General features: G+C 43.5%; 20 protein-coding genes and 1 pseudogene. 11 read left to right on the top strand and 10 right to left on the bottom strand.

Annotated elements, in window-relative coordinates; all coding sequences use genetic code 11:
• Positions 1–260: 260 nt before the first annotated feature.
• The 4 genes and pseudogenes from K6V21_RS26765 to K6V21_RS15665 form a co-directional block, all read left to right on the top strand.
• Positions 261–3,206 (top strand): annotated as a pseudogene (locus K6V21_RS26765) (beta-L-arabinofuranosidase domain-containing protein); the annotation flags it as partial.
• 76 nt (positions 3,207–3,282) lie between these two features.
• Entirely contained in the window at positions 3,283–5,226 is a 1,944-nt protein-coding gene (locus tag K6V21_RS15675) for a glycoside hydrolase family 97 protein (RefSeq protein ID WP_224319191.1), read from the top strand.
• Between the two features lie 145 nt (positions 5,227–5,371).
• Entirely contained in the window at positions 5,372–7,021 is a 1,650-nt protein-coding gene (locus tag K6V21_RS15670; protein WP_224319190.1) for a glycoside hydrolase 43 family protein, read from the top strand.
• Between the two features lie 13 nt (positions 7,022–7,034).
• Positions 7,035–8,258, top strand: a complete 1,224-nt coding sequence (locus K6V21_RS15665; protein ID WP_224319189.1) for a glycoside hydrolase family 88 protein — start codon at positions 7,035–7,037, stop codon at positions 8,256–8,258.
• Between the two features lie 18 nt (positions 8,259–8,276).
• Here the strand turns inward: K6V21_RS15665 and K6V21_RS15660 are convergent, their stop codons facing one another.
• Complete coding sequence (locus K6V21_RS15660; protein WP_224319188.1) at positions 8,277–10,601, bottom strand: PAS domain-containing protein; 2,325 nt, start codon at positions 10,599–10,601, stop codon at positions 8,277–8,279.
• Between the two features lie 141 nt (positions 10,602–10,742).
• Between K6V21_RS15660 and K6V21_RS15655 the strand changes: the two genes are divergently transcribed.
• Complete coding sequence (locus K6V21_RS15655; protein WP_224319187.1) at positions 10,743–11,036, top strand: hypothetical protein; 294 nt, start codon at positions 10,743–10,745, stop codon at positions 11,034–11,036.
• Between the two features lie 46 nt (positions 11,037–11,082).
• Here K6V21_RS15655 and queF read toward each other — a convergent pair whose 3' ends face one another.
• The 3 genes from queF to K6V21_RS15640 all read right to left on the bottom strand — a co-directional run bounded on the left by queF (position 11,083) and on the right by K6V21_RS15640 (position 12,969).
• A complete protein-coding gene (queF, locus tag K6V21_RS15650) occupies positions 11,083–11,538 on the bottom strand; it encodes a preQ(1) synthase (RefSeq protein ID WP_007216146.1) in 456 nt (151 codons plus the stop codon).
• A gap of 7 nt (positions 11,539–11,545) precedes the next feature.
• Complete coding sequence (gene queC, locus K6V21_RS15645; RefSeq protein ID WP_224319186.1) at positions 11,546–12,202, bottom strand: 7-cyano-7-deazaguanine synthase QueC; 657 nt, start codon at positions 12,200–12,202, stop codon at positions 11,546–11,548.
• Positions 12,203–12,288: 86 nt separating this feature from the next.
• Positions 12,289–12,969, bottom strand: a complete 681-nt coding sequence (locus K6V21_RS15640) for a queuosine precursor transporter (RefSeq protein ID WP_217713263.1) — start codon at positions 12,967–12,969, stop codon at positions 12,289–12,291.
• A gap of 159 nt (positions 12,970–13,128) precedes the next feature.
• Here K6V21_RS15640 and K6V21_RS15635 point away from each other — a divergent pair, with 159 nt between their 5' ends.
• Positions 13,129–14,409 (top strand): DcaP family trimeric outer membrane transporter, encoded by a 1,281-nt coding sequence (locus tag K6V21_RS15635; RefSeq protein WP_224319185.1) that lies wholly within the window; start codon positions 13,129–13,131, stop codon positions 14,407–14,409.
• Positions 14,410–14,516: 107 nt separating this feature from the next.
• Here K6V21_RS15635 and K6V21_RS15630 read toward each other — a convergent pair whose 3' ends face one another.
• The 3 genes from K6V21_RS15630 to K6V21_RS15620 all read right to left on the bottom strand — a co-directional run bounded on the left by K6V21_RS15630 (position 14,517) and on the right by K6V21_RS15620 (position 16,643).
• Positions 14,517–14,822 carry a type II toxin-antitoxin system RelE/ParE family toxin gene (locus tag K6V21_RS15630; protein WP_224319184.1) on the bottom strand — a complete coding sequence of 102 codons (306 nt, stop codon included), beginning with the start codon at positions 14,820–14,822 and terminating at the stop codon, positions 14,517–14,519.
• Entirely contained in the window at positions 14,822–15,139 is a 318-nt protein-coding gene (locus K6V21_RS15625; protein ID WP_224319183.1) for a hypothetical protein, read from the bottom strand. Before K6V21_RS15625 ends, K6V21_RS15630 begins: the two co-directional genes overlap by 1 nt.
• Positions 15,140–15,311: 172 nt before the next feature.
• Positions 15,312–16,643, bottom strand: a complete 1,332-nt coding sequence (locus tag K6V21_RS15620) for an OmpP1/FadL family transporter (protein ID WP_224319182.1) — start codon at positions 16,641–16,643, stop codon at positions 15,312–15,314.
• Positions 16,644–17,209: 566 nt separating this feature from the next.
• On the opposite strand from K6V21_RS15620, the gene K6V21_RS15615 reads away from it, so the two are divergent.
• From K6V21_RS15615 to K6V21_RS15595, 5 genes are all read left to right on the top strand, one after another.
• Positions 17,210–18,208, top strand: a complete 999-nt coding sequence (locus tag K6V21_RS15615) for a 2-hydroxyacid dehydrogenase (RefSeq protein ID WP_217713253.1) — start codon at positions 17,210–17,212, stop codon at positions 18,206–18,208.
• Between the two features lie 185 nt (positions 18,209–18,393).
• On the top strand, positions 18,394–19,098 hold the full coding sequence (locus K6V21_RS15610) for a pirin family protein (RefSeq protein WP_007213364.1): 705 nt from the start codon (positions 18,394–18,396) through the stop codon (positions 19,096–19,098).
• An 81-nt stretch (positions 19,099–19,179) separates the two neighbouring features.
• Entirely contained in the window at positions 19,180–19,911 is a 732-nt protein-coding gene (locus tag K6V21_RS15605) for an MBL fold metallo-hydrolase (RefSeq protein ID WP_224319181.1), read from the top strand.
• Between the two features lie 12 nt (positions 19,912–19,923).
• Entirely contained in the window at positions 19,924–21,054 is a 1,131-nt protein-coding gene (locus tag K6V21_RS15600; protein ID WP_224319180.1) for a DUF4468 domain-containing protein, read from the top strand.
• A gap of 25 nt (positions 21,055–21,079) precedes the next feature.
• Positions 21,080–21,457 (top strand): VOC family protein, encoded by a 378-nt coding sequence (locus tag K6V21_RS15595; RefSeq protein ID WP_224319179.1) that lies wholly within the window; start codon positions 21,080–21,082, stop codon positions 21,455–21,457.
• A gap of 92 nt (positions 21,458–21,549) precedes the next feature.
• Here the strand turns inward: K6V21_RS15595 and K6V21_RS15590 are convergent, their stop codons facing one another.
• From K6V21_RS15590 to K6V21_RS15580, 3 genes are all read right to left on the bottom strand, one after another.
• Complete coding sequence (locus K6V21_RS15590) at positions 21,550–21,732, bottom strand: hypothetical protein (protein WP_044270930.1); 183 nt, start codon at positions 21,730–21,732, stop codon at positions 21,550–21,552.
• Between the two features lie 95 nt (positions 21,733–21,827).
• Positions 21,828–23,756 carry a histidine kinase dimerization/phospho-acceptor domain-containing protein gene (locus tag K6V21_RS15585; protein ID WP_217713249.1) on the bottom strand — a complete coding sequence of 643 codons (1,929 nt, stop codon included), beginning with the start codon at positions 23,754–23,756 and terminating at the stop codon, positions 21,828–21,830.
• A complete protein-coding gene (locus K6V21_RS15580; protein ID WP_217713248.1) occupies positions 23,753–24,835 on the bottom strand; it encodes a sensor histidine kinase in 1,083 nt (360 codons plus the stop codon). Before K6V21_RS15580 ends, K6V21_RS15585 begins: the two co-directional genes overlap by 4 nt.
• Positions 24,836–24,936: the final 101 nt, after the last annotated feature.

Genomic DNA, 24,936 nt, shown 5'->3' with positions numbered 1-24,936 from the left:
TTCTTTCCTGATGTGAGCTATATAGGAGTGCATCAAAAAGCATAACTACCTGTGTGACAATACACTTGATGTTTCACTAAGATCAGTTGTAGTGAAACACGAGTTCAGTCGTAGTGGGAAGTGCCTTCAGTCGTAGTGGGAAATGCCTTCAGTCGTAATAGGAAAATAGCTCGCTATACAGTTTTAAATTCCTCTAACGGGTTTTTGAGTAATATATCCCTCTACTTCGTATATATAAAGAAAGAATTAATAAAAAAGTTATGAGAAATAAGAGTTTGATCCTAATGACAATCTGTGCAGTTCTATCAACCGATCTTTCCGCTCAATCCATTTATCCCGGACAGCATGCCGGAAAAATGAAAAAAGTGACAACAGCGCCGATACAGGTAGAGAGTTTTGACTTAAAAGACGTGCGTTTATTACCAAGCCGCTTTCGCGACAATATGATGCGTGATTCTGTTTGGATGACTTCCATAGCAACCAATCGTTTGCTACACAGTTTCCGCAACAACGCCGGAGTATTTGCCGGACGTGAAGGTGGGTATATGACCGTAAAGAAACTGGGCGGCTGGGAATCACTAGACTGCGAACTGCGCGGACATACAACAGGGCATTTACTATCAGCCTATGCGCTCATGTACGCATCTACCGGAAGCGAAATATTCAAGCTGAAAGGTGACAGTCTTGTTACAGGTCTGGCAGAAGTACAGGCAGCTTTGGGAAACGGGTATCTCAGTGCATATCCGGAAGAATTGATCAATCGGAACATACGTGGGACAAGTGTATGGGCACCCTGGTATACATTACACAAGCTCTTCTCCGGATTGATCGACCAATATCTCTATACAGATAACAAACAGGCATTGGAAGTAGTTACCCGCATGGGTGACTGGGCTTATAATAAACTTAAACCGCTGGATGAACCCACCCGGAAAAGGATGATACGGAATGAATTCGGTGGTGTGAACGAATCTTTCTATAATCTTTATGCCATCACCGGCGACGAGCGTTATCAATGGCTTGCTGAATTTTTCTATCACAATGATGTTATCGATCCGCTGAAAGAACAACGCGATGATTTAGGAACCAAGCACACGAATACCTTTATCCCAAAAGTTCTTGCCGAAGCACGTAACTACGAGCTGACGCAGGATAATGACAGTCGGAAACTGACTGATTTTTTCTGGCATACCATGATAGACCATCATACCTTTGCACCGGGATGCAGCAGTGATAAAGAGCATTATTTCGATCCACAACAATTATCCAAACATCTGACCGGATATACCGGTGAGACTTGTTGTACGTACAATATGCTGAAACTCAGTCGCCACCTGTTTTGCTGGACAGGAGATGCCAAGGTTGCCGATTACTACGAACGTGCACTCTATAATCATATCCTTGGGCAACAAGATCCTGAAACGGGAATGGTATCCTATTTCTTGCCTTTGCTCTCCGGCTCTCACAAAGTTTATAGTACCCGAGAGAATTCCTTTTGGTGTTGTGTAGGCAGCGGCTTCGAAAACCATGCTAAATATGGAGAAGCTATCTATTATCACAATGACCAGGGAATCTACGTAAACCTCTTTATCCCGTCAGAAGTAAACTGGAGAGCGAAAGGAATAACTCTGTGCCAGGAAACAGCTTTCCCTGCAAAAGAGAACACTGCATTGACCATCCAAACGGACAAACCTGTCACCACTACGATTTATCTGCGCTATCCATCATGGAGTAAAAATGTGAAAGTAAACGTCAACGGGAAAAAAGTATCGGTAAAACAGAAACCGGGATCATACATTGCCGTAACCCGCCAATGGAAAGACGGTGATCGCATTGAAGCCAATTATCCGATGAGCCTGCAACTGGAAACAACGCCGGACAATCCACAAAAGGGAGCCCTGCTATACGGACCGCTGGTATTGGCAGGTGAAGCGGGAACAGAAGGTATGCAATCTCCGGCACCATTCTCTGATCCGGCATTATACAATGACTATTATACTTACAACTATCATATCCCGGCTGAACTGAATACCACCTTACAAATAGACCGGAAACACCCCGGACACAGTTTACAGCGTACAGGCGAGGAACTGATATTTAAAACATCACAGGGCAATGTTTTAAAGCCACTGTATGACTTACATCACCAACGTTACGTTGTATACTGGGATCTGTCATTCACATCATGCCGTCCTGCCGATAACCGGCAGGCGGCTTATGATTTTACGCCACTTGACTCCATTGTCACCTCATGGATGAATAAAGGATACTATCCGGGAGCCTCAATCTGTGTAGTCAGAGACGATAGCGTTATCTTTCAGAAAAACTACAAAAACTTTACCCCTGACACCAAAGTCTATGTAGCCTCTGCCGGAAAATGGGTAGCCGCCGCAGTAATCGGAGCAGTGGTAGACTGCACCGAACTGGACTGGAATGATAGTGTAAAGAAATGGATTCCTGAATTTAAAAACGACATAAAAGGAATGATTACTTTACGTCAGTTGCTTTCGCACACATCGGGCGTCCGCCCTTATCTGCCGGAACCACGCGTAGACAATTACAATCATCTGGATTCGGCAGTCATGGAGATTCTTCCGCTTGACACGGTTTTCACTCCCGGTACCCGCTTTGAATATGGTGGACTTGCCATGCAGATAGCCGGCCGGATGGCAGAAAAAGCTATGAATAAAGAATTCGAGGAATTATTTCAGGAATTAATAGCCCGACCTTTAAGAATGAAAAACTCCCACTTCACGCCCGTGAATACAGATGGCGGACACGCTCCCATGTTGGGTGGAGGTCTCTGTACCACTTTGCACGACTACATGCGTTTTCTTGATATGATCTACCACAATGGCGTATTTGAAGAAAAGCAAATACTGAAACCCGAAACCATACATGAAATGCAAGCAGACCAAGTGGGAAATGCAGAAGTTCACCCGGGTGAATATGTGGAACGTGCGCTGAAAAAACATCATACTGGCATATATGGTTTGGGAGAATGGCGGGAACTTATTGATAAAGCAACAGGAGAAGCCTATCAGATCAGTTCACCGGGTTGGGCCGGCGCCTATCCATGGATCAATAAACAGGACCGGGTATATGGATTCTTCATAGCCCATGTACAGGGAAGTTCACAAAAGGAAGATGGCTTCTCGTCATTTTTTGGAAGTCCTGTCATTTCACAAACTGTCTCGAACATTATTTCCCTAAAAAGATAGAATACATTGAGTATCCTCATATTCCAAATCGTATTTATATAAAAACAATAAATACGAAGATATGAAGACTATCGGCTCAGCAATTATTATGTTAGTTCTCACTCCTTCCCTCTTTGCAGACAATGGCAAGGAACTGAAGCTGACATCTCCTGACGGAACACATGAAATAGCATTTTACCAGAAGCAGGTTTCACCTGCGGTAAACGAACTTTGTTACCGGGTAGATTACAAATCACAACCTGTAGTCAATGAATCACGTGCCGGACTGGAACTGGACAACCGGATATGGGAAATGGCTCTGGGAGCACGAAACCTGAAACAGCCTGCCTGCTGGATGGACAATCTGGAAGTGGACTCTGTGACCTACCAACCCGAAACAGACATCACCTGGCAGCCACTTTACGGTGAACGTAGCAGTGTACGCGATCATTACCGGGCTGGCACCCTTTATCTCTCCAAGAAAGATAACTCCGGCTACCGGCTCAACATTGAGGTGCGTGCCTATAATGAAGGAGTAGCTTTCCGCTATTTCTTCCCGGAACACCCAAAGGCTATCTTTCATAAAGTAGTAGGTGATCTCACAGAATACACCTTACCGGCAGGTACAAAAGCATGGACCGAACAATGGGCACAGGCTTTCTTTGAGTACCTGAACATTGATGATATCAAACATCCGGTAGAACGTGCCCTTACGCTGGAACTCCCGAATGGTAAATGGGCGGCATTGGCAGATGCTGATGTAGACGACTGGTGTCTGACCAAATACCTTGCCTCCACCGACAAGAAGAATACACTGACTTCTGTAATGTATAGCCCCGTGGATGTAGTGACTTATTATGCCACTCCCTGGAAGATAGTCATGGCAGCCGACAAACCGGGTGAATTGCTGGAACACAATGATATCATCCAGAATCTGAATCCGCCATGTGAAATTGCCGATGCCGCCGCATGGGTAAAACCAGGCAAGATTATGCGCGAAACAACTATCACAACCGAAGGAGCTATTGCAACCATCGACTTCTGTGCAGCACATAATATCCCGTATATGCTTTTCGACTGGCAATGGTATATGCCCTGTACTTCACATGACGGGGATGCCACAAAAGTGGTTGCCAAACTGGATATGCCCCGTGTTATAGCTTATGGTAAGGAAAAAGGAGTTGGTATCTGGGTGTACGTAAACCAGCATGCACTCATGAAGCAAATGCGTGAACTTTTCCCATTGCTCCGCGAATGGGGAATTGTCGGAATGAAATCCGGTTTCGTACAATACGCCAGCCATCGCTGGGCAACTTGGATGCACGACATGGTTCGCTTGGCGGCAGAGAATCATCTGCTGATGAATATCCATGATGAATATCGCCCTTCAGGCTTCAGCCGTACTTATCCGAATTTATTAACTCAGGAAGGCATTTGTGGAAACGAAGAATTTCCCGATGCAACTCATAATGTCACGCTCCCCTTCACTCGTATGATAAACGGTGCAGCCGACTATACGATCTGTTATTTCGACAAACGGCTGAAAACGACTCATGCTCACCAACTGGCAGCATCACTCGTGTTCTACAGCCCTCTGCAAACTATCTTCTGGTATGACAAACCATCGTTCTATCACGGAGAACCGGAAATGGAATGGTTTGAGAACTTGCAAACTGTATTCGACGATACGAAAGTATTGAATGGCGCTCCCGGCAAAAACATAACAATGGCACGCCGAAAAGGTCAGGAATGGTTTGTTGCAGCCATGACCAACAATGAAGGTTCTGAAGAAGAAATACCTCTCACGTTCCTCGATAAAGAAAAGAATTACCTCGCCTGCATCTATACGGATGGGGGAGAAAAGATAAAAACAAGTACACAGGTGAAATGTACTTATCTGCTTGTCAATGCTTCACAGACCATGAAGTTCCAACTGAAGCCCAGTGGTGGAGCTGCCATAAGATTGATACCTATAGACAGGCAGGAAATGAAGAAATATAAAAAGTACAAAGGAGAAAGATTATAAAATATGATATTCCATTGAGTGAATAAACAGATTCGCTCGTATTAATAGGCAAATAATACATTAAGGTTATTTTCAGTAGATAAAGGTAAGAGTTTGTTTAGGTAAAATCTTTGTTTTCAGGATATTTTAAAAGGTAAATAAAAAGATGAAAAAGATATTTCTGCTTACGACATTGCTATGCGCTGCCTGCTGGCAGGCGGAAGCCCAATATGTATCCAAAGCCTGGGTATCTGACCAGAAGGATGGCACATACATCAATCCGGTGCTGCATGCCGATTACTCCGATCCGGATGTCTGCGCAGTAGGTGAAGATTTTTATATGACGGCTTCCAGCTTCGGATGTGCTCCCGGTTTACCCATTCTCCACTCCAAAGATCTGGTAAACTGGAAATACGCAGGCTATGCGCTGAAACAGATAGAACCCATCGAGTTCTTCAATGCTCCCCAGCATGGAAAAGGTGTTTGGGCACCATCCATCCGCCATCATAATGGAGAGTTTTATATCTATTGGGGAGATCCGGATCATGGCATCTTCATGGTAAAGACCAAAGACCCGGCCGGAGAATGGGAGAAACCGATATTGGTAAAAGCCGGTCGTGGCATGATAGACCCTGCTCCACTATGGGATGAAGATGGAAAAGTTTATCTGGTACACGCATGGGCAGGAAGTCGTGCCGCACTGAACAGTGTTATCACAATTTGTGAGATGAATGCAGAAGGAACAAAAGTGATCAGTGATCCGGTACTGGTCTTTGATGGTAATGATGGAATCAACCATACAATTGAAGGTCCCAAACTCTATAAGCGGAATGGCTACTACTATATTTTTGCCCCGGCAGGCGGAGTAGCAACTGGATGGCAGTTAGTATTGCGTTCGCGGAATATATACGGTCCTTATGAGAAGAAGATTGTCATGGCGCAAGGCTCTACCGACATCAATGGTCCCCACCAAGGCGCATGGGTTGATACGCAGACAGGGGAATCCTGGTTCGTTCACTTTCAGGATAAAGCCATGTATGGGCGTGTCGTTCACCTGAACCCGATGAAGTGGGTAAACGACTGGCCTGTAATTGGAGAAGATAAGGACGGCAATGGTTGTGGCGAACCAGTAACCCGTTATAAAAAGCCCAATGTAGGCAAGAATTACCCGGTAGAAACACCTGCGGACAGTGACGAGTTCAATACCCGTCAATTGGGAATGCAATGGGAATGGCATGCCAATTATCAGGATACATTCGGATATACTTCCGACTTGGGATTCATCCGTATTTACGGACATATTCTCTCCGAGAACTTTGTGAATTTCTGGGAAGTCCCTAACCTTTTATTGCAGAAGTTCATGGCAGAAGAGTTCACAGCAACTACCAAACTAAAAGTTTCCGCCAAAATGGACGGACAGCAATCCGGATTGATTGTGATGGGCTGGGACTATTGCTATCTGGGAGTAGAGAAAGAAGGTGATAAATTTATATTGAAACAAGTGACCTGCAAGGATGCAGAGCAAAAGACACCCGAAACAGTCAATCGCCTGGCAGAATTACCTGCCAGCAGAAAGTACGAAGCAGGTTTGTTTCCCAACTACGAAAGAGATATCTATCTACAGGTAAAAATAGAGAAAGGCGGTATCTGCCACTTCTATTACAGTCTGGATGGTAAGAAATATAAAGCAATAGGTATGCCTTTCACAGCCCGTCAGGGAAAATGGATAGGTGCCAAAGTAGGGCTATTCAGTACCACTCCTTATGGTAAGGAACGGGGATGGGTAGATGCCGACTGGTTTCGCATAGATAAATAAAAAGACTGATTATATGAAAACAAAAGAACTACTGTTCGGTGCATGCTTGTGCATGTTTACAGCTTGCAACATGCCCGAGAAAGGAATGGATGTAGATGTATATGAGGCGCTGGATTACTGTGACGCCCAGGTACAACGCACTTTAACAGAACTAAAAGCGGCAGAAGGTACTATCGATTACTCGATGATGCCGCGTAATATCATGGACAGCCTCAACACCTGGCATTGCCGAAAAGCAACAAAGGATGAATGGTGCAGTGGTTTCTGGCCAGGGGTTTTATGGTATGATTATGAATATACCGGTAAAGCAACCATAAAGGAAGAAGCAGAGAAATTCACCGAACCGTTGAAGTTCCTGTCACAAATTCCGGCATACGACCATGACCTGGGTTTTCTGATCTTTTGCAGCTACGGTAATGGATATCGGTTGACACATAATCCGGAATACAAACAAGTGATTCTGGATACAGCTGATTCACTGGCAACCTTGTTCAGACCTCGTGTAGGCACCATACTTTCATGGCCACGCAATATAGAAATGTTCGGTGGACACAATACGATCATGGATAATATGATAAACCTGGAAATGCTTTTCTGGGCCGCCAAGAACGGAGGAAACCCATATCTGGCAGATATAGCCGTGTCGCACGCCGATAAGACTATGAAATATCAGTTCCGTCCCGACTACACTTCCTATCACGTAGCGGTTTATGATACTTTGACGGGCGACTTCATAAAAGGAGTTACACATCAGGGATATGCAGACAATACCATGTGGGCACGCGGACAGGCGTGGGCTATCTATGGATATACAGTAGTCTACAGGGAAACATTAGATCCACGATATCTGGATTTTGTACAGAAAGTAACAGATGTATATTTGGAAAGATTGCCGGAAGACTATGTGCCTTACTGGGATTTTGATGACCCCAATATCCCGAATGTCCCACGTGATGCCTCCGCTGCAAGTGTAACCGCATCGGCTTTACTGGAACTCTCCACTTACCTGCCCGGCAAAAAAGGGGATGAATATAAGAATGCAGCTATAAAAATGTTGGCAAGCCTGAGTTCGGATAAGTATCAATGCGGCAAAAGCAAGCCGGCATTCCTCCTCCACTCCACCGGACACTTGCCGAATAATTCAGAAATAGATGCCGCCATCATTTATGCAGACTATTATTATATCGAAGCCTTGGTTCGATTGAAGAACTTAATTGAAAATAAAGCTGTCATATAGAAGCAACGCTATCCCCTCTTACTGTTTTGGTTTGAGGGGAAGCGTAAACCAAAATGTAGAACCTTCTCCCAATTTAGAATTCACTCCGATTTCGCCTCCCATATTCTGAATAATGAGCTGGCAAATAGGCAAACCTAAACCGGTGCCCTGCTTAAAGCTATCCAACTTGATGAAACGTTCGAATATAAGATGGAGTTTATCTTCCGGAATACCAGTTCCCGTATCAGTTACATAATAATAGATGTCTTTTTCACGCACTTCATAGCCATAGCGGATGCTGCCGGTCGATGTAAATTTACAGGCATTAGTCAGGAAGTTCAAAACCAATTGTTGAAGTCTGTTTTTCTCTGAATAAACAACATAATCATCCGGCATCCCCGGCTCAAAAATCAGATCAACCCCATCCTGCAAACGAGACTCAACAACTCCCTTCAAGGTTGCTAGCACTCCATTTAATCCAAATTCCGAATAATACAAATCAAGAACTCCGGCCTCAATCTTGGATAAGTCCAGAACATCATTGATAAGTTGCAGCAAGATTCCATTATTCTTCTCTATGATGCTGACATACTCCTTTTTCTCTTCTTCATCTTCAGTCATAGCCAATATACTGGAGAAGCCAATAATTGCATTCAACGGAGTGCGGATTTCATGACTGATGTTAGCAAGAAAGGCAGATTTCAGGCGGTTGGACTCCTCCGCACGCTCTTTGGCAGCAATCAGCTCACGCTCTGCCGCCTTACGCTCCGTAATAAACAATGATGACCCCACCACGATCAAAGGGTTCCCCTTTTCATCATATTGTTCAACAAAAGCACGTGCTTCCATCCAGTCTTCCGAATCGTACGTTTTACCCGGACGATGGACACGATATTCTTCTTTAATTCTAGCAACTTTATTAGCGCGTACATCTTTAAATATTTGTCGGATACGTTCTCTGTCTTCTTCACAAACAAAAGTTAGATAGTCGCTAATATCGGTCGTATAGGTCATTTCCGAAACTTCTTTTTTACCCTGTTCTATCGGTTTGTAAGAACTATATGTGATTTCATCCGTCCGTAAATCCCATTGCCAGGGTAGTAAATCAACAACCTCCAATGCCATAGCCATTTTAGAGTGAGTGAAGCGCTGATTCTGTTCAACCAACTGAAGTCGCTCCAGAATCTTATTTCGCCGAAGTTGGAAAAAGAGAACAACTAACAATAAAACAATACTGCCTACTACCAAGGCAGACTGGTACTTTTCGAGGAAGGTAGGAGGAGCATTCAAATAAACCGTTCCCGGAGGACAGTTTTTAGGAGACAAGCCAAAATCCACCATGTAAGGATAGTTAAAAAGAACCATGGGCTTCGGATTATAATATGGAATATCCCGCGCTTGCTTGCCATCAGCTACAGCATTAATCATCTTCACAATTTCCTCACAGTACAGGTTCATATCATATACACACCCTCCTATTATAGTCCCATCTTCTTCAATACTTGAAATAGAAGAAGATAATGCAAAAAACGGACAAGGCAATGTAGAATTGGCAATCACCTTATAAGAGTTTGCCATCATAAGCATATTACCCGCAAACATTCGTTTGTGGAACCATGAAGCAAATAGAATACCTGTTTCCTCCGGAACCACTTGTCGCAATGTATCCAACAACTGGTCCGGACTCCAAGCACCTGCCGATAAAAACTTATAATTAATATCTGTATATTCAGTGTTAATCAACTCTGAGAGTTGCTGGTCATAATCAATGTCACGGTCAGTCTGATCACCTATTAACAGTAAACTCTTCAGATTCGGAATCATACGACGCAGCAACTGGACACTTTCCGGTATAAAAGCACGTGCAGCAAGAAAAGTCATATTATACTCATTACGCAGATCTTTCAAGTAGATACGATCTTTATATGGAATAATCTGATTGTACATATAGGTAGAATCCGGCCCTATATATCTACTTTCAGCACATACTATCAAAGGTATATCTCCCCAGTGTCTACGCATATCATCACGTAATATCAAAGGAGCATTTCCCAACATCAACACTGCTTTAGGCGGATTGTTACCATAAGTTGAAAAAAGATTTTCTTTATATTGGTTCAGTATCTCAGGAGTTTCTATCGTCAGGATATTCATGTACTCCACATTCATACTCACATCCTTCCGGTCATATTCTTTCTGCATGATGTGTGAAATGATAGTCTGACTCCATGGAGCACCCGATACATAACTACTGATAATCAGCAAATCGGTACCAGAATTCTCTTTCTTATCATCGGCAGACGCCAGAGCAGAGCAAGATAAAAGGAAAATAAGTAAAAGATATCTAATATGTAGTATTCTCATGATTGCATAACTTGATCGTATTAAAACACAGAAAAGCAGCATTTAGTTCATGAAAAGAAAGACTTTCCTTGTGATTATCAATATTTTCTTAGAAATAGTTTTATATTTGCATTCAATAATTATCACGAAAAGCTATTATATATGAAAAAGTTAATTTATCTCTCCGTTCTTGCTTTCTTTGCGGGAAGTATCAGTTCTTGTAAACAAGAGAATCGTCCTCAACTACTCAATGGAATAGTTTATGATGCTACAATGAATAATATCACCTTGATTACGGGAAAAGGTGATACAATAAACATCAGCACTATGGATGCCAATCCGGATAAAGTTCCCGGAGTATTACTGGAGGACAGTGTAGAAGTAACATGTATCAAAGAAAAGATTGAAGGCGGGGAAATCCTGAAAGCTACCGAACTGGTAATAATCAAGAAGTGATATTTATATAAATAAGGGGTGTTCCGAAAATCACCCCTATCTCTTTTTATTCTCTATTCATTAATCGTTGTTCAGCTATGCCCTCATACTTCGTACCCGGGCGTCCATAGTTAGCATAAGGATAAATGGATATGCCACCACGCGGAGTAAAAAGTCCTGTTACCTCAATATATTTAGGATTCATCAGGTGAATAAGATCCTTCATTATAATGTTCACACAGTCTTCATGAAAAGCGCCATGATTACGGAAACTAAACAGATAAAGTTTCAAGCTTTTACTTTCCACCATCTTTATATCAGGAATATAACTAATACGGATTTCCGCAAAGTCCGGCTGCCCGGTTATAGGACATAGGCTGGTAAATTCCGGACAATTAAAACGTACCCAATAATCATTCTCGGGATGCTTATTATCAAAAGCTTCCAACACTTCAGGAGCATAATCCTGCTTATATTCTGTTTTTCTCCCCAAAAGGGACAATTGATCTTTTAATTCGGTCATAATTATATTACCCTTTACTAATTAAATATTTCTCTAATCCCTCACGACGTAACTTACATGCCGGACAATGCCCGCAGCCATCACCCTGAATCCCGTTATAACAAGTCAACGTTTCGTTCCGTATCAGATCGAGCACTCCCAATTCATCCGCTAATCCCCAGGTTTCCGCTTTATCGATCCACATCAATGGAGTATGAATTACGAATTGCTCGTCCATAGCCAGATTCAATGTAACATTAAGCGACTTGATAAAGGTGTCCCGACAATCAGGGTATCCGCTGAAATCAGTCTGCGACACTCCTGTCACGATATGATTGATACCGTGTTCACGGGCATATACAGCAGCAATGCTTAGAAAGAAGAGATTACGTCCCGGCACAAATGTATTGGGATAACTACCGGCTGGCTTTTCCTGATCCATAACCATCGTTGTATCCGTCAGTGAGTTGTGCCCCAACTTACCGATAAAAGATACATCCATTGCTTCAAACTCCACACCAGCTTTACCGGCTATTTCCCGTGCCAGTTCCACCTCTTTCTCATGCTTCTGTCCGTACAGGAAACTCAAAGCGACCACTCTCTTAAATTCACGCTTTGCCCAAAACAGGCAAGTGGTAGAATCTTGTCCACCACTGAACACTACTAATGCAACTTCTTTATTCACAACCATTCATTATTAATTGCAAATGATGAATGCAACAGCACAATTCATGCTGCACAAACATTCATCATGCAGTATTTATCATTACTTCAAATATCTTTGATTTTCAATATATTATAAGAAATATCCTGATCGTACACATCACTACCGTCAATACGTTTAATAGCCGCCACAACACGGATAGTGACCGGAAGAATCAGCACTTCATACAGGGATTTCAATACAATCTGAATACACATCATCACCAGTAATTCAGGCCAGGCAATAATTCCTCCGAAAGCAACAGGAAAGAATATCAGAGAGTCTGCCGTCTCCCCCACTACAGTCGACCAGATGGCACGAGCCGAGAAATGCCGTCCGCCACTTGCCACTTTCATACGACTCATGACATAAGCGTTGAGGAACGAACCAACCAGAAAAGCTGTCAGACTCGCCACCACAATACGAGGCGCCATTCCGAAAACAAAGTTGAAGTGAGCCTCCCCCTCCCAAAATGGCGCAGCCGGTAATGCTACGGCTATCAATCCAAGCATCACCACAAAGAAATTCATAGCAAAACCACTCCAGATAATGAGACGTGCTTTACGAAAGCCCCACACTTCAGCAATGCAATCATTGATAATATAAGAAATAGGGAAAACCAGTAACCCTGCGGTAACGGTAATACCGAAAACCTGGATAACTTTAGTTTCAAGAAGATTAGCTGCAATCAGACAAACATTAAATAGAATACCCAGCAGCATAAAGGGTACAGATACTTTTTGCTTCATAAATCCTGTTTTTTACGTGGTGTTCTAGAATACACGACCGCTATTCACGGCATCATAAGATCGTTAAATCGGCTGCAAAGATACGTTTTCTTCCATTGACCGCAAAACCATTTCTAATTTAAGTTGTTCAAAGGGCATTCACCAAAACCTAACTTAATAATGAAGACAATCTTAAAAGTAATGTTTCTGTTGTGCGGCATCGGTCTTATTCCGTCCGTGGCTAAAGCACAAGAAAAAGTGATTATTGACGACGAGGCATCTAACGGCATCGTCATGGTTACCATCGACAAGGCAGGCGACGAGATCGTCCGTATCATGAACGAATCGCAATTCAGGTACATCCACGATCCTAAAGCCCCCCGCTTCCTGTTGATGGATAAAAAAGGGAAATTCGCCCTTGGTATCGGCGGATATGTGCGTGCCACTGCCGAATATGACTTTGGCGGCATCGTGGACAACATGGACTTCATCCCTGCCTACATTCCGAATGCCAGCAAAGTAAAGAACCAGTTCCAAATGGATGCAAGTACTTCCACCATCTTCCTGAAACTGGTAGGGCATACTAAATTGCTGGGCGATTTCGTTGTATATACTGCCGGTAACTTCCGTGGCGGCGATAAGGTATTCCAGTTGCGAAATGCTTATATGTCGTTCCGTAATGTAACGGTGGGTTATACTTATGGTGGGTTCATGGATTTGGCTGCATTGCCGTCCACTATCGACTTCCAAGGCCCCAATGGTGCAACTTTTTACCGTGCCACTCAACTTGCCTACACTTACAAAGGCTTGAAAAACTTGCGTTTCCATGCATCTATCGAAGTGCCAAGCGTAGATGGCGCCACGAATGACGAACTCAGCGTAGCCCAACAACGTATGCCGGACTTCACCGCTTACGCCCAATACGGCTGGGGAGCTAACAGCCATCTTCGTGTGGGTGGTATCGTGCGCAGCATGACGTATACCAGCACGCTCAGCAATCATGCATCCGATGTTACCGGATGGGGTGTACAGGCATCTACTTCGTTCAATCTCAGTAAGAAATGGGAAATCTTCGGGCAAGCTACTTACGGAAAAGGTATCGGACAATATTTGAATGATATAAGCAATCTGAATGTGGACATCGTTCCCAATCCAGAAAAAGAAGGCAAGATGCAGGCATTGCCTATGCTGGGCTGGTTTGCCGGGGCACAGTATAATATCTGTCCGAAAATATTCGTATCCGGCACATACAGTATGTCCAGATTATACTCTGAGAATGGTTATCCCAACGATCAACCAAGCAGTTATCGCTACGGACAGTATCTCGTAGCCAATGTATTCTGGAATGTCACTCCAAACATGCAGGTAGGAGCCGAATACCTCCGTGGCTGGCGTACAGATTTCAGCAATTCAACACACCATGCCAACCGAATGAATTTGTTGGTACAATATTCTTTCTAAAAATAACGTATAGATTAAAAATAGCATAGGAAATAAAAAATGGTGCAAATCATCTGATAGTATGTAACTAAGAGATTTGCACCATATCTTTTGTCTTTCTTTTCTCTTTAGACACTCAGCGTTTTGGGATTGCGACGAACATCCCATACTGCGGCAATTTCCACTGTTTGAGTCTCTTCGAGCACCCTATAGATTAGCTTATAATACTTGTGAACTACGAGTGAACGATAAACCTCTACTTGGTCTTCTAAAGATGATTCTAAAGGACCAGCGTAAGGGTTCTTAGCTAAAAAAGCTGCCCCCTCAGTCATTTTCCTATAAATACCAAGAGCAGCTTTTTTATCTTTTTGTGCCAGAAATTCATAGCAATTATCAGCATGGCCGGTTGCTATAGGTAACCATTTCAACTTCATTAATGCAGAAATTTACGTCGCATCATTTCCTCATTACTTATGCCCAGTCCTAAACGAGATTCTTCCCGTGACTTCCTCAACTCTTCCTTCAACTCCTCCACCGTAAACTGGCAAGGGGCGTTCCGGTAATCATATTCTTCCTCTTCCTGCATCAGACGCAAGGCATAATCCCGTATTTCCTGTACGATTCTCGGGTTTTCAATCTGCATTACAGACTGCACAGTTTCCACTTTTAGGCTGTTTAAGTCGAGCCCGTAAGCCGCAGCAGGCTCATTCACCGTTTGCTTTTGTTCTTCGGAATCAGAATATTTCTTCATAATCACTCCTTTCTTTGATATTGCATCAACAAAAGTACATAATATTATCCGTAAAAGCTCCCCGTTTCTCTTAAAAGTTTTCTTGAAAAGGAATATCCGAGAAATACGACAAAGCCGCCTCAAGTATAATATACCCAAGACGGCTTCTGCTATATAATAAGTAATTATGAAATCAGAATCTGTAGTTAATGCTAGCGCCAAACACCTTATTTGTACGGCTATAGACATTTGTACCGCTCAATCCGGTATTATTATAGTTCTGAGATTTTTTAGTATAATCATCGTAGGTAGTCCACATGTAGCCAACGTTCAGGGCGGCTCTTGCTGTTAAATTCAGCTTGGCACCAAAACCCAGAGTATAAGAATCACATGAGAAACTGGTATCAGTCTGATAGTCGTCAGACAATCCATAGTCTGTAATCTGACCTCCACAACTCAAAGTCAAATGCTTGGTTACATCCCACTCAATACCTGCCAGATACTCGTTTGTTCCCTTTGTCAGAAACTTCTGTTTACCATTGGCCATTCCTGCACTCTTGTCATCAAAGAAGTGGTATTCCACAGATGCGCGCAATACCGGAAGGAACTCATAAGCGGCAGCTATAGAAAGCATGGAAGGGATATCATTCGGAGTATTCACACCATGCTTGTAATCCGCCAATTCACTTTCAGCGGCACCAATCATACGAAGCGAGTTCTCTTTAGTGGAATTCTCAATGTTCAGGTTAGTCATGAACTCATACTTTGCGCCAATGTTCAGCTTGCCCAACTTGGCATCCAAGCCGATAACCGGAGTAAATCCCCATCCGGTCTGACTGCAATCCAAGTCGATGCCGATAAGTTCCGTGCCGGTAGGTATCGTTCCTCCGGTAGGCAAAGGCAAATTAGTGGCGGCACTGGCATTTAATGCACCCTGATAACCACCAGTAAAGTAGTTCATACGACCACCCGCAAAGACAGAAAGCCAGTCCGTTGCCTTATAAGTCAAGCCCAACTGTACAGAGTAGATATACTGCTTGCCATCCATGTAGCTTTTCAGCGAATAGACATTGCTCGGAATGTTTTGGGCTCCCAATCCACCTATCACCATAGCATCGAACATGGGAAGGCCATCATCAAACGAGGCTTTTCCACCGCCGCCAGTAATGCCGAAAAAGCCGGAAAGTGTCCAGTCACCCATCTTATAAGCGGCAAACAAACTGGGAATGACAGGAGCAGATGCCTTACCCTCATAATACTTATTCAGCCCCAAACCTTCGCACGAAGCATCGATATTTCTTGTTTGGAAAGCACTCTGAATACTCAAAGACATATGAAAACCGTCATTCGGCAAAAATGCCAGACCTGCCGGATTGGACAAAGCACCATCTATTTCAGTTGTAGCACCACGGGATAGCATACGAAGAAAAGCAGCATGCTGATTTGTATTCGTCAGCAGTCCTCCTGCAAAAGTTGAAGTTGAAACGATTAGCATCATAAAGCTAATCAAGCTAATTTTTCTCATCTAAATATTTTTTAATTGTTAGCGGGCGCAAAGGTACAATAATATTGCACATCAGAAAGCATTTTGTGCAGAAAGATGCATTGCAGACAAAAATTAATTGAAAAAAGAAACTGTTTCTAATGAAACGGATAAAGAAAAGATCATGGAGGATGTATAACAGAACCGTAAGGAGAGAATCTCGTAATCATGAACAACGAACCATAATCTCACAACCAACTAATCTTAAACATGCAAGAAACTAATCTCTGCACCGCAAGAAACTAATATTTTCCTTGCATCTAATTATTCATACTATAACTATTTAAGTTTCTTACAATATCTGTTGTAAGAAATTAATATAATTATTGTAAGAAACAAATATAATTGATGTATGAATAATTAGATGCAAGGAAAATATTAGTTTCTTGCGGCGCGGAAATTAGTTTCTTGCAAGAGCAGAATTAGTCTGCCGCAAGTGTGCAATTGACAGAGAAGGCTACCCGTAAACCCATGCAACTTCTGAACCTTATCATTCACACACGTGTTATTTATACTATATATACTAAATTCTAAAAACTTCAGAAATCATGGCATATACAATTGCTTTTTTCGGCACCAAGCCCTATGACGAGGCTTCGTTCAATGAGAAAAATAAAGAGTACGATTTTGAACTCCGCTATTATAAAGGGCACCTGAACAAACACAACGTGATACTGACACAGGGTGTGGATGCCGTCTGCATATTCGTAAATGACACTGCAGACGCGGACGTGCTGCGTATGATGGCCGATAATGGCGTAAAATTGCTGGCATTGCGTTGTGCCGGGTACAACAATGTAGACCTAAAAGCAGCAGCCGAATGTGGCATCACGGTGGTACGTGTCCCCGCCTATTCGCCTTACGCCGTAGCTGAATATACCGTTGCCCTCATGCTTTCGCTGAACCGCAAAATTCCCCGTGCCACTTGGCGCACCCGTGACGGTAACTTCTCCCTGCATGGATTGCTCGGCTTCGACATGTACGGAAAAACAGTCGGCATCATCGGCACCGGAAAGATTGCAAAGAAGCTCATCATGATTCTGCGCGGCTTCGGAATGAACATTCTGGCTTATGACTTATATCCCGACTATAACTTTGCCCGCGAACATCAGGTAGTATATACCACGCTGGACGAACTTTATCACAGTTCGGACATCATTTCCCTACACTGCCCCCTCACCGAACAGACCAAATATCTCATCAACGACTACTCCATCAGCAAAATGAAGGACGGCGTAATGATTATAAATACAGGGCGCGGACAACTGATACACACCAATGCCCTGATAGAAGGCTTGAAAAATAAGAAAATCGGTTCCGCCGGACTGGATGTGTATGAAGAAGAAAGCGAATACTTCTACGAAGACCAATCGGACCACATCATTGATGACGACGTACTGGCACGCCTGCTTTCGTTCAATAATGTCATTGTAACCTCACACCAGGCGTTTTTCACCCGGGAAGCATTAGAAAACATTGCTTCGACTACATTGCAGAATATCAGAGAGTTTACAAGTGGGAAAGCCCTGGAAAATAAAGTAATATAAGGGAGCTACGAGCTACACAGCTACAAGCTACACAGCTACAAGCTACAAGTGCCTTGCGGTATGATAGCCTCATAGCGCAGCTACTTGTAGCTTGTAGCTGTGTAGCTTGTAGCTTTTCTACTAAACTTTTTCAAAACCAGTTTGTTATCTAAACATATCAACCATTTAAAAGAAAGGAATTAATTATGAAAAAAGTAATAGACAAAGCGGAAAGCCGTGGACGTGCTCTATATGATTGGCTCGACAGTCACCATACATTCAGCTTCGACACCTATTATAACCCGCGTCGTATGAACTTCGGCGCCCTGCGTGTACTGAACGACGACCGTGTAGAACCAGGTAAAGGCTTCGGCACCCACCCGCATAAAAACATGGAAATTATCTCCATCCCTCTGAAAGGAAAGCTGAAACATGGCGACAGTCAGAAGAACAGCCGCTCCATCACTCCGGGTGACATACAGACCATGAGTGCCGGTACCGGTATTTATCACAGTGAAATGAACGGCAGTGACACCGAACCGGTAGAGTTCCTGCAAATCTGGGTAATGCCGGAGAAGCTGAATACACCACCTGCCTATCAGGATTATGACATCCGCCCGTTGCTGCGCAAGAACGAACTGACGTTGATTGTTTCACCGGACGGTGACGCTCCTGCCAAGATGCTGCAACAGGCATGGTTCTCCATCGGAGAGATAGAAGCAGGCAAAAAGATCGGCTACCACATGCACCAGTCGCATGCAGGGGTGTACATCTTCGTGATCGAAGGTGAAGTGAAGGTGGACGACACTGTACTCTCACGCCGTGACGGCATGGGTGTATATGACACTCACAGCTTTGAGCTGGAAACACTGAAAGACTCGCATATCCTGCTGATGGAAGTGCCCATGTAAGTCTTTTAGATAAAAATAACAGCTAAAAGCCAAGGTTTATGTAGCGTTTTTCGTAATATTGCGCTATAAATTGACCCTTGCATGAAACTTGATTACATTTACCATAGCGGCTTCGCGATTGAAGCGGACGGAGTGACAGTCATTATCGATTACTACAAAGATTCCTCTGAAACGGAATATAATAAAGGTATCGTTCATGACTATCTGTTGGGAAGACCCGGAGAACTATATGTGCTCTCTTCCCATTTTCACCCCGACCACTTTAATCGCGAAGTTCTTTTATGGAAAGCCGGACGCCCGGATATTCACTACATCTTCTCCAAGGACATCCTGAAACATCGTCGCGCCACACGTGAGGATGCCACCTATATAAATAAAGGTGATGTGTACGAAGACCCGAATATCCGTATCGAAGCATTCGGTTCCACGGACGTGGGCATCTCTTTTCTGATCGACCTGCAAGGCATCCGGCTGTTCCATGCTGGAGACTTGAATAACTGGCATTGGAGTGAAGAGTCCACCCCACAGGAAATCCGGAAAGCGGAAGGTGACTTCCTTGCCGAGGTGAAGTGCCTCCAGCAGACCGCCCCTTCGGTAGACGTAGCCATGTTTCCAGTGGACAACCGCATCGGAAAAGATTATATGAGAGGTGCGGAACAATTCGTGGAACGGATAAAAACCGCTATCTTTGTACCTATGCACTTCAGCGAGGAATACAAGGGCGGAAATGCTTTCCGGGAGTTTGCCGAAAGCAAAGGTTGCCGTTTCCTTTCCATCACCCGCAGGGGCGAAAGTTTCGATATTACTCAATAAAACATACGCATTATGAAAAATTTGACACAGTTTCTTTTTATGCTGTTATGCATCTGTCTGCCGGCCACAGCGTTTGCAGACGCCAATAAAGATAAAGATGACGACAGCAAGTATCTGGCAGGTGCAGTACCCGAAGTAGATGGAAAAGTGGTATTCACCAAAGAATTCAGCATTCCCGGCATGTCGCAGGAAGAAATCTTCAAACGCATGCAGAATTGGATGGAAGCACGGCTGAAAAAGAATGAAAACACCAGTCGCGTAGTCTACACCAATCCGGAAGAAGGACAAATCGTAGGTACGGGAGACGAATGGATCGTGTTCAGTTCGAGTGCGCTTTCTCTGGACCGCACAAAGATACTCTATCAGATTTCAGTGGTCTGCGCACCTGAGAAGTGTACGATGGAAGTAGAGAAAATCCGTTTCAACTATCGCGAAGGCAAAGAGAAATATACGGCAGAAGAATGGATTGTGGACAAGTACGCACTGAATAAAGCCAAAACCAAATTGGTGCGCGGACTTGCCAAATGGCGTAGAAAAACAGTAGACTTTGTAGACGACCTGGCCCTTGGAGCAGCCGAAGCCCTCAGTGCAAGCACTGTTAAGAAAGCAGCCGAAGCAGCTGAGCAGAAGGAAGCAAAGAAAGAGGAAAAGAGTGTTGTAAACTCTGGTCCGATAGTAATTGCCCCAAAAGCAGAAGTTGAAGTGAAGACTCCGGCTGAAACCAGCAAAGTCACAGTAATCCCTGCCACTCCGCTCACCCCGGCTACTCCTGCAACGTCAGGTACAGTGCCCGGCTACAAAGAAGTAGCTCCGGATCAATTGCCGGCAAATGCCATCCAAATGGGTGCGGGCAAGTTAGTGCTTGTAATCGGCTCGGATGCTTTCAACATGACCATGATGACAGCAAACGCAGGTGGTTCATTGGGCAAATCATCAGGCAAGCCTGTTATTTTCAGCTTCCTTTCTCCCGACCAGCCTTACGAACAGATGGAGACGGCAGAAACTTACACTGTTCGTTTCTATCCGGCAAACCAAAACGAACCGTCAGTTGTTTTGGAATGTAAGAAGATGCCTTCACAAGCTCCGATGGAAGGTCAACCACGCATGTATGTGGGTGAAATCCTGAAGGCATTCGTAAAATAATCACTAACAACTAATCACTAATTACGTGGAAATAAAAGCTAAATTCGATCATTTTAATATCAACGTTACCAACTTGGAACGTAGTATTGCTTTCTATGACAAAGCATTGGGATTGAAAGAACATCATCGTAAAGAAGCCTCAAACGGCTCCTTCACATTGGTTTACCTGACAGATAACAGCACAGGTTTCCTCTTGGAACTGACTTATCTGAAAGATCATCCGCAAGCTTATGAACTTGGAGAGAACGAAAGCCATTTATGCTTCCGTGTTGCCGGTGATTATGAAGCTATTCACCAATACCATAAAGAAATGGGTTGGGTATGCTTTGAAAATACAGCTATGGGATTGTACTTCATCCATGATCCGGATGATTACTGGATAGAGGTGCTTCCGGCAAAATAGAGTAAAAATGATAGGGCGATAGGGTGATAAAGTGATAGGGTGATAAAGCGATGAGCGTACATTCCCCTATCACCTTATTACCCTATAACTTTCTATTTATGACGACCTGCCCTTTTCTTCCGTATATCCGCCTTCATCTTGGCAGCACCGGAACCATGTTTCCCGGTAATATACGATTTCTTCTTGGCTTTAGTTTTCACCTTTCCATCTTCCTTGGGTTTGTCTTTCTTTCCTTTAAAGACGATACCGCCCATTATTGCATCTTCTATACTCATATTCGGTTTCTATTACTATTACATTTATAAGCCGATGCAAAGATAACCATTTTCTACCACTTTCCTGACATTCGGAATATTACAATCAGAATTTTCTATGCTAACGGGAAGCAAACGGTGATACGGGCTTCTTCACTTTCAACCGTATAACTACCATGAGAGATTCCTACAAACAAACGATTGATATCATGCTGTATCTGCTGCAATCTGTCGGAGGAAGATATAGACAAAGGACTTCCGGTGACTGCCAGTTCAATCTCCCGCTCGTGATTCGTTCCGGTAAGTTTACAATGAATTGTAACGGTATCTTTCGCGGTAAAGAGGGAAGTCATTAATTTGTGGAATCTGCTGCTATCAATGCGGAACATCAACGACTCCACATCGTGCTCAAAAATAACGTTAGCAAGATTTCCCTCCTGCATGCCTGCCATATAAATCGCGTCACGACAAAGTTGGACCACATCATACGATTGTATATCGAAACGCATCATTCCTGACTCCAGGCGAGACAGGTCAAGCACATTATTTACCAACGTTATCAACTTTTCCGCATTCACCGTAATGCTGGATGAATACTCAGTCCTTTGTTCGGGCGTAAGCGTACTTCTTTCAACCGACAATAGCTTAGAGAGCCGGACAACACTGTCCAGAGGCACCTTTATATCATTGACTATATTCTTTAAAAAGACGTCCTTCATGTGGTTAGCCTTCCGGGCCAGTTCACTTGCCGCACGTGTCTCAGCTTCGGCTTTCTTCAGAAGAGAGCGAATATACAAGGTACGGATGGTAAACGTCAGTATTATAATAAGGAGTATCGTAACCGAAGCAAAAGTCAACCATCTTACCTTATTCTGAGTCTCCGCCTGTTTCAGTAACTCCTTTTTTATCCGGTAGTTACTCTGAACAGTCTCTTCCTGTTGTGCCCGGAAATAGTGTATAAGGGAGTCACCTATCTGAACAATCTCTTCATAGGTATCCAAAGCCGCTTCTTTCCTTCCGGCATCCCACAGGTATTGTGCTTTTGTCTTCCGGACATTCCGTTCATACCAGGGTTGCAGACCTTTACTACGTTCCAATACCAAGTCCAGTTCTGTAAAACAAGCATCCCAGTCTTGAACCAGATGATAATAATCGGCCCAAGAGAGATGGTACTGAAAATAATAAGGCAGGAATACGTCTTCAGTATAGTGCTTCTTCGCCATCAAAAGATGGGACTTTAGCTTAGGGATTTCTCTCACTTTCGCATAGATCTGGCAGAAACGCAGTTCATTATCCAACAACCGGTCCCGATATAAAGGATAATTAGCTGGCTTTGCTCCTGCTAATTGTTCCAGTATTTCTTTCTCCTGATTCAAAATATTCACCGCATTCTCTACATCTATCAGGCCAATATAACAACCGCTCAATCCCCAATAAGTATCTAATTTCTCACGTGTACTTATCATCGGGCACTTCAATGCTTCCTTATAAGCCTCTGCACCTTCTGCATACTGTTCTGAGTATCCATAAGCGGAGCCTAAAGCAATATAAGAAGTGTATATTCCTTTTTCATATCCCAACTTTTCAGCATCCGCCTTCATCTGCTTAGCTTGCAAAACAGCATATTCAATATTTCCTCTGGAACATTGAATATCAAGCACTGCTTCCCAGGAAGAAAAATAATATTCGTAGGATTTCAAACGATGACTGCACTCTTTCATAAGCGCCAATTGTCGTTCCATTTCCGGCAAGTCTCCTCGATATTGCGAATATCGGAACATTTCATGGCAAAGAATCAACTCAAGCCGTCCGTTACGAAGAGCTTTTGCTGCTTGTAGAGCAGAGTCAGCGAGCTCGATAGACCAGTCCGCCCTGATATTTTGCTGATACATATCTTTCAGATATTCCACACGTACCGTATCCACCGGCATGCTATGATATACTTTGAAAATACTATCACGCAAGATTTGTTCCTGAGGAGTCAATCCGGCAGAAACGTGCAGCACTGAGCCTAACAATATCAATAAGATATAAAGTCGTTTCATGCCTCACTCCTTTCTCCCAACGGATGGGTAAAAACAAACCGTGCCCCGTCTGCATACGAAGGGTCTATACAAATATCACCTCCCAGACGCTTGATGATAAGTCGGCAGATAGATAGTCCTAATCCGGTTCCCTGCGCTTTTTCATCCAGCTTCTCAAATCTTCCAAATAAGCGGGAATGGAGTTCGGGAGCAATGCCGCAACCGGTATCAGTTACTGCAAAATGGGCCTCATCTCCCTTCTGTTCCAGGCTCAAGGTGATTTGTCCCTGCTTCGTAAACTTAGAAGCATTGACAATCAGGTTGATCAGAACTTGTTGTAAACGGGAGGAATCAGTATCTATCATAAGAGAATCCAAATCTGAACGGAACAGGATATCCGCTTGTGTATGCTTTATCTTTTCCATCGTCTGCACTACATATTTACATAAGGCTACGGCATCGCAGGAAGCAAGATGAAACTGCATGTGCTCAAGGTCTATACAAGAAATATCCACCACATCATTAATCAGTTTCAGCAGTAAATCAGAGTTCAGCCGTATAATGTCATCACACTCCCGTATGGTGTCATCATCAATGCCATCCATGCTCAGAATGCTTGAAAAGCCGGCAAGTGCATTCAGCGGAGTTCTGACTTCATGACTCATATTGGAAAGGAAAAGGCTTTTATTCTTCACCGACTCTTCTGCCAGAATCTTAGCTTCTTCCAACTTCTTCCGGGAAATGGTAAGCAGTTTATTCTGTCGCCTGAAAAAGAAGAAACAGACTAAAAAAGCAGCACTTAAAAACAGGACGATTCCGATGAAGTAAGAAAGCAGACGGTTAGCATATTCTTTATTCTGTAATTCAAGCTCGTCTATCCGGTAAGTGGCACGCAAGTCTTCTATTTCTTCACCGTAAATCTGCTGATAGATAGAATCACACTGGCTGCTCAACTCTTGATAAGTCTGATAAGCTTCTTCATAGTTTCCCGCCTCTACTGCCTGCTGCGCCTTTTGTCTTAGTGAGACGCCATCAGAAGCCGCAACGCTGAAAGCGAATAGTCCTGATAGCAGCATCAAACCCAAAAGTTTTTTTTTCATTTGCCTGAAATTACATGGTTTCCATAAGAAGTAAGTATACAGCCTTCGCTACACCTACGCTACAAAGATAGCTTTTTTCTACTAATAGACTGCATTTTTCG

Source organism: Bacteroides cellulosilyticus, assembly GCF_020091405.1.
Classification (GTDB): domain Bacteria; phylum Bacteroidota; class Bacteroidia; order Bacteroidales; family Bacteroidaceae; genus Bacteroides.
This window is presented reverse-complemented; position numbering and strand designations above follow the sequence as displayed.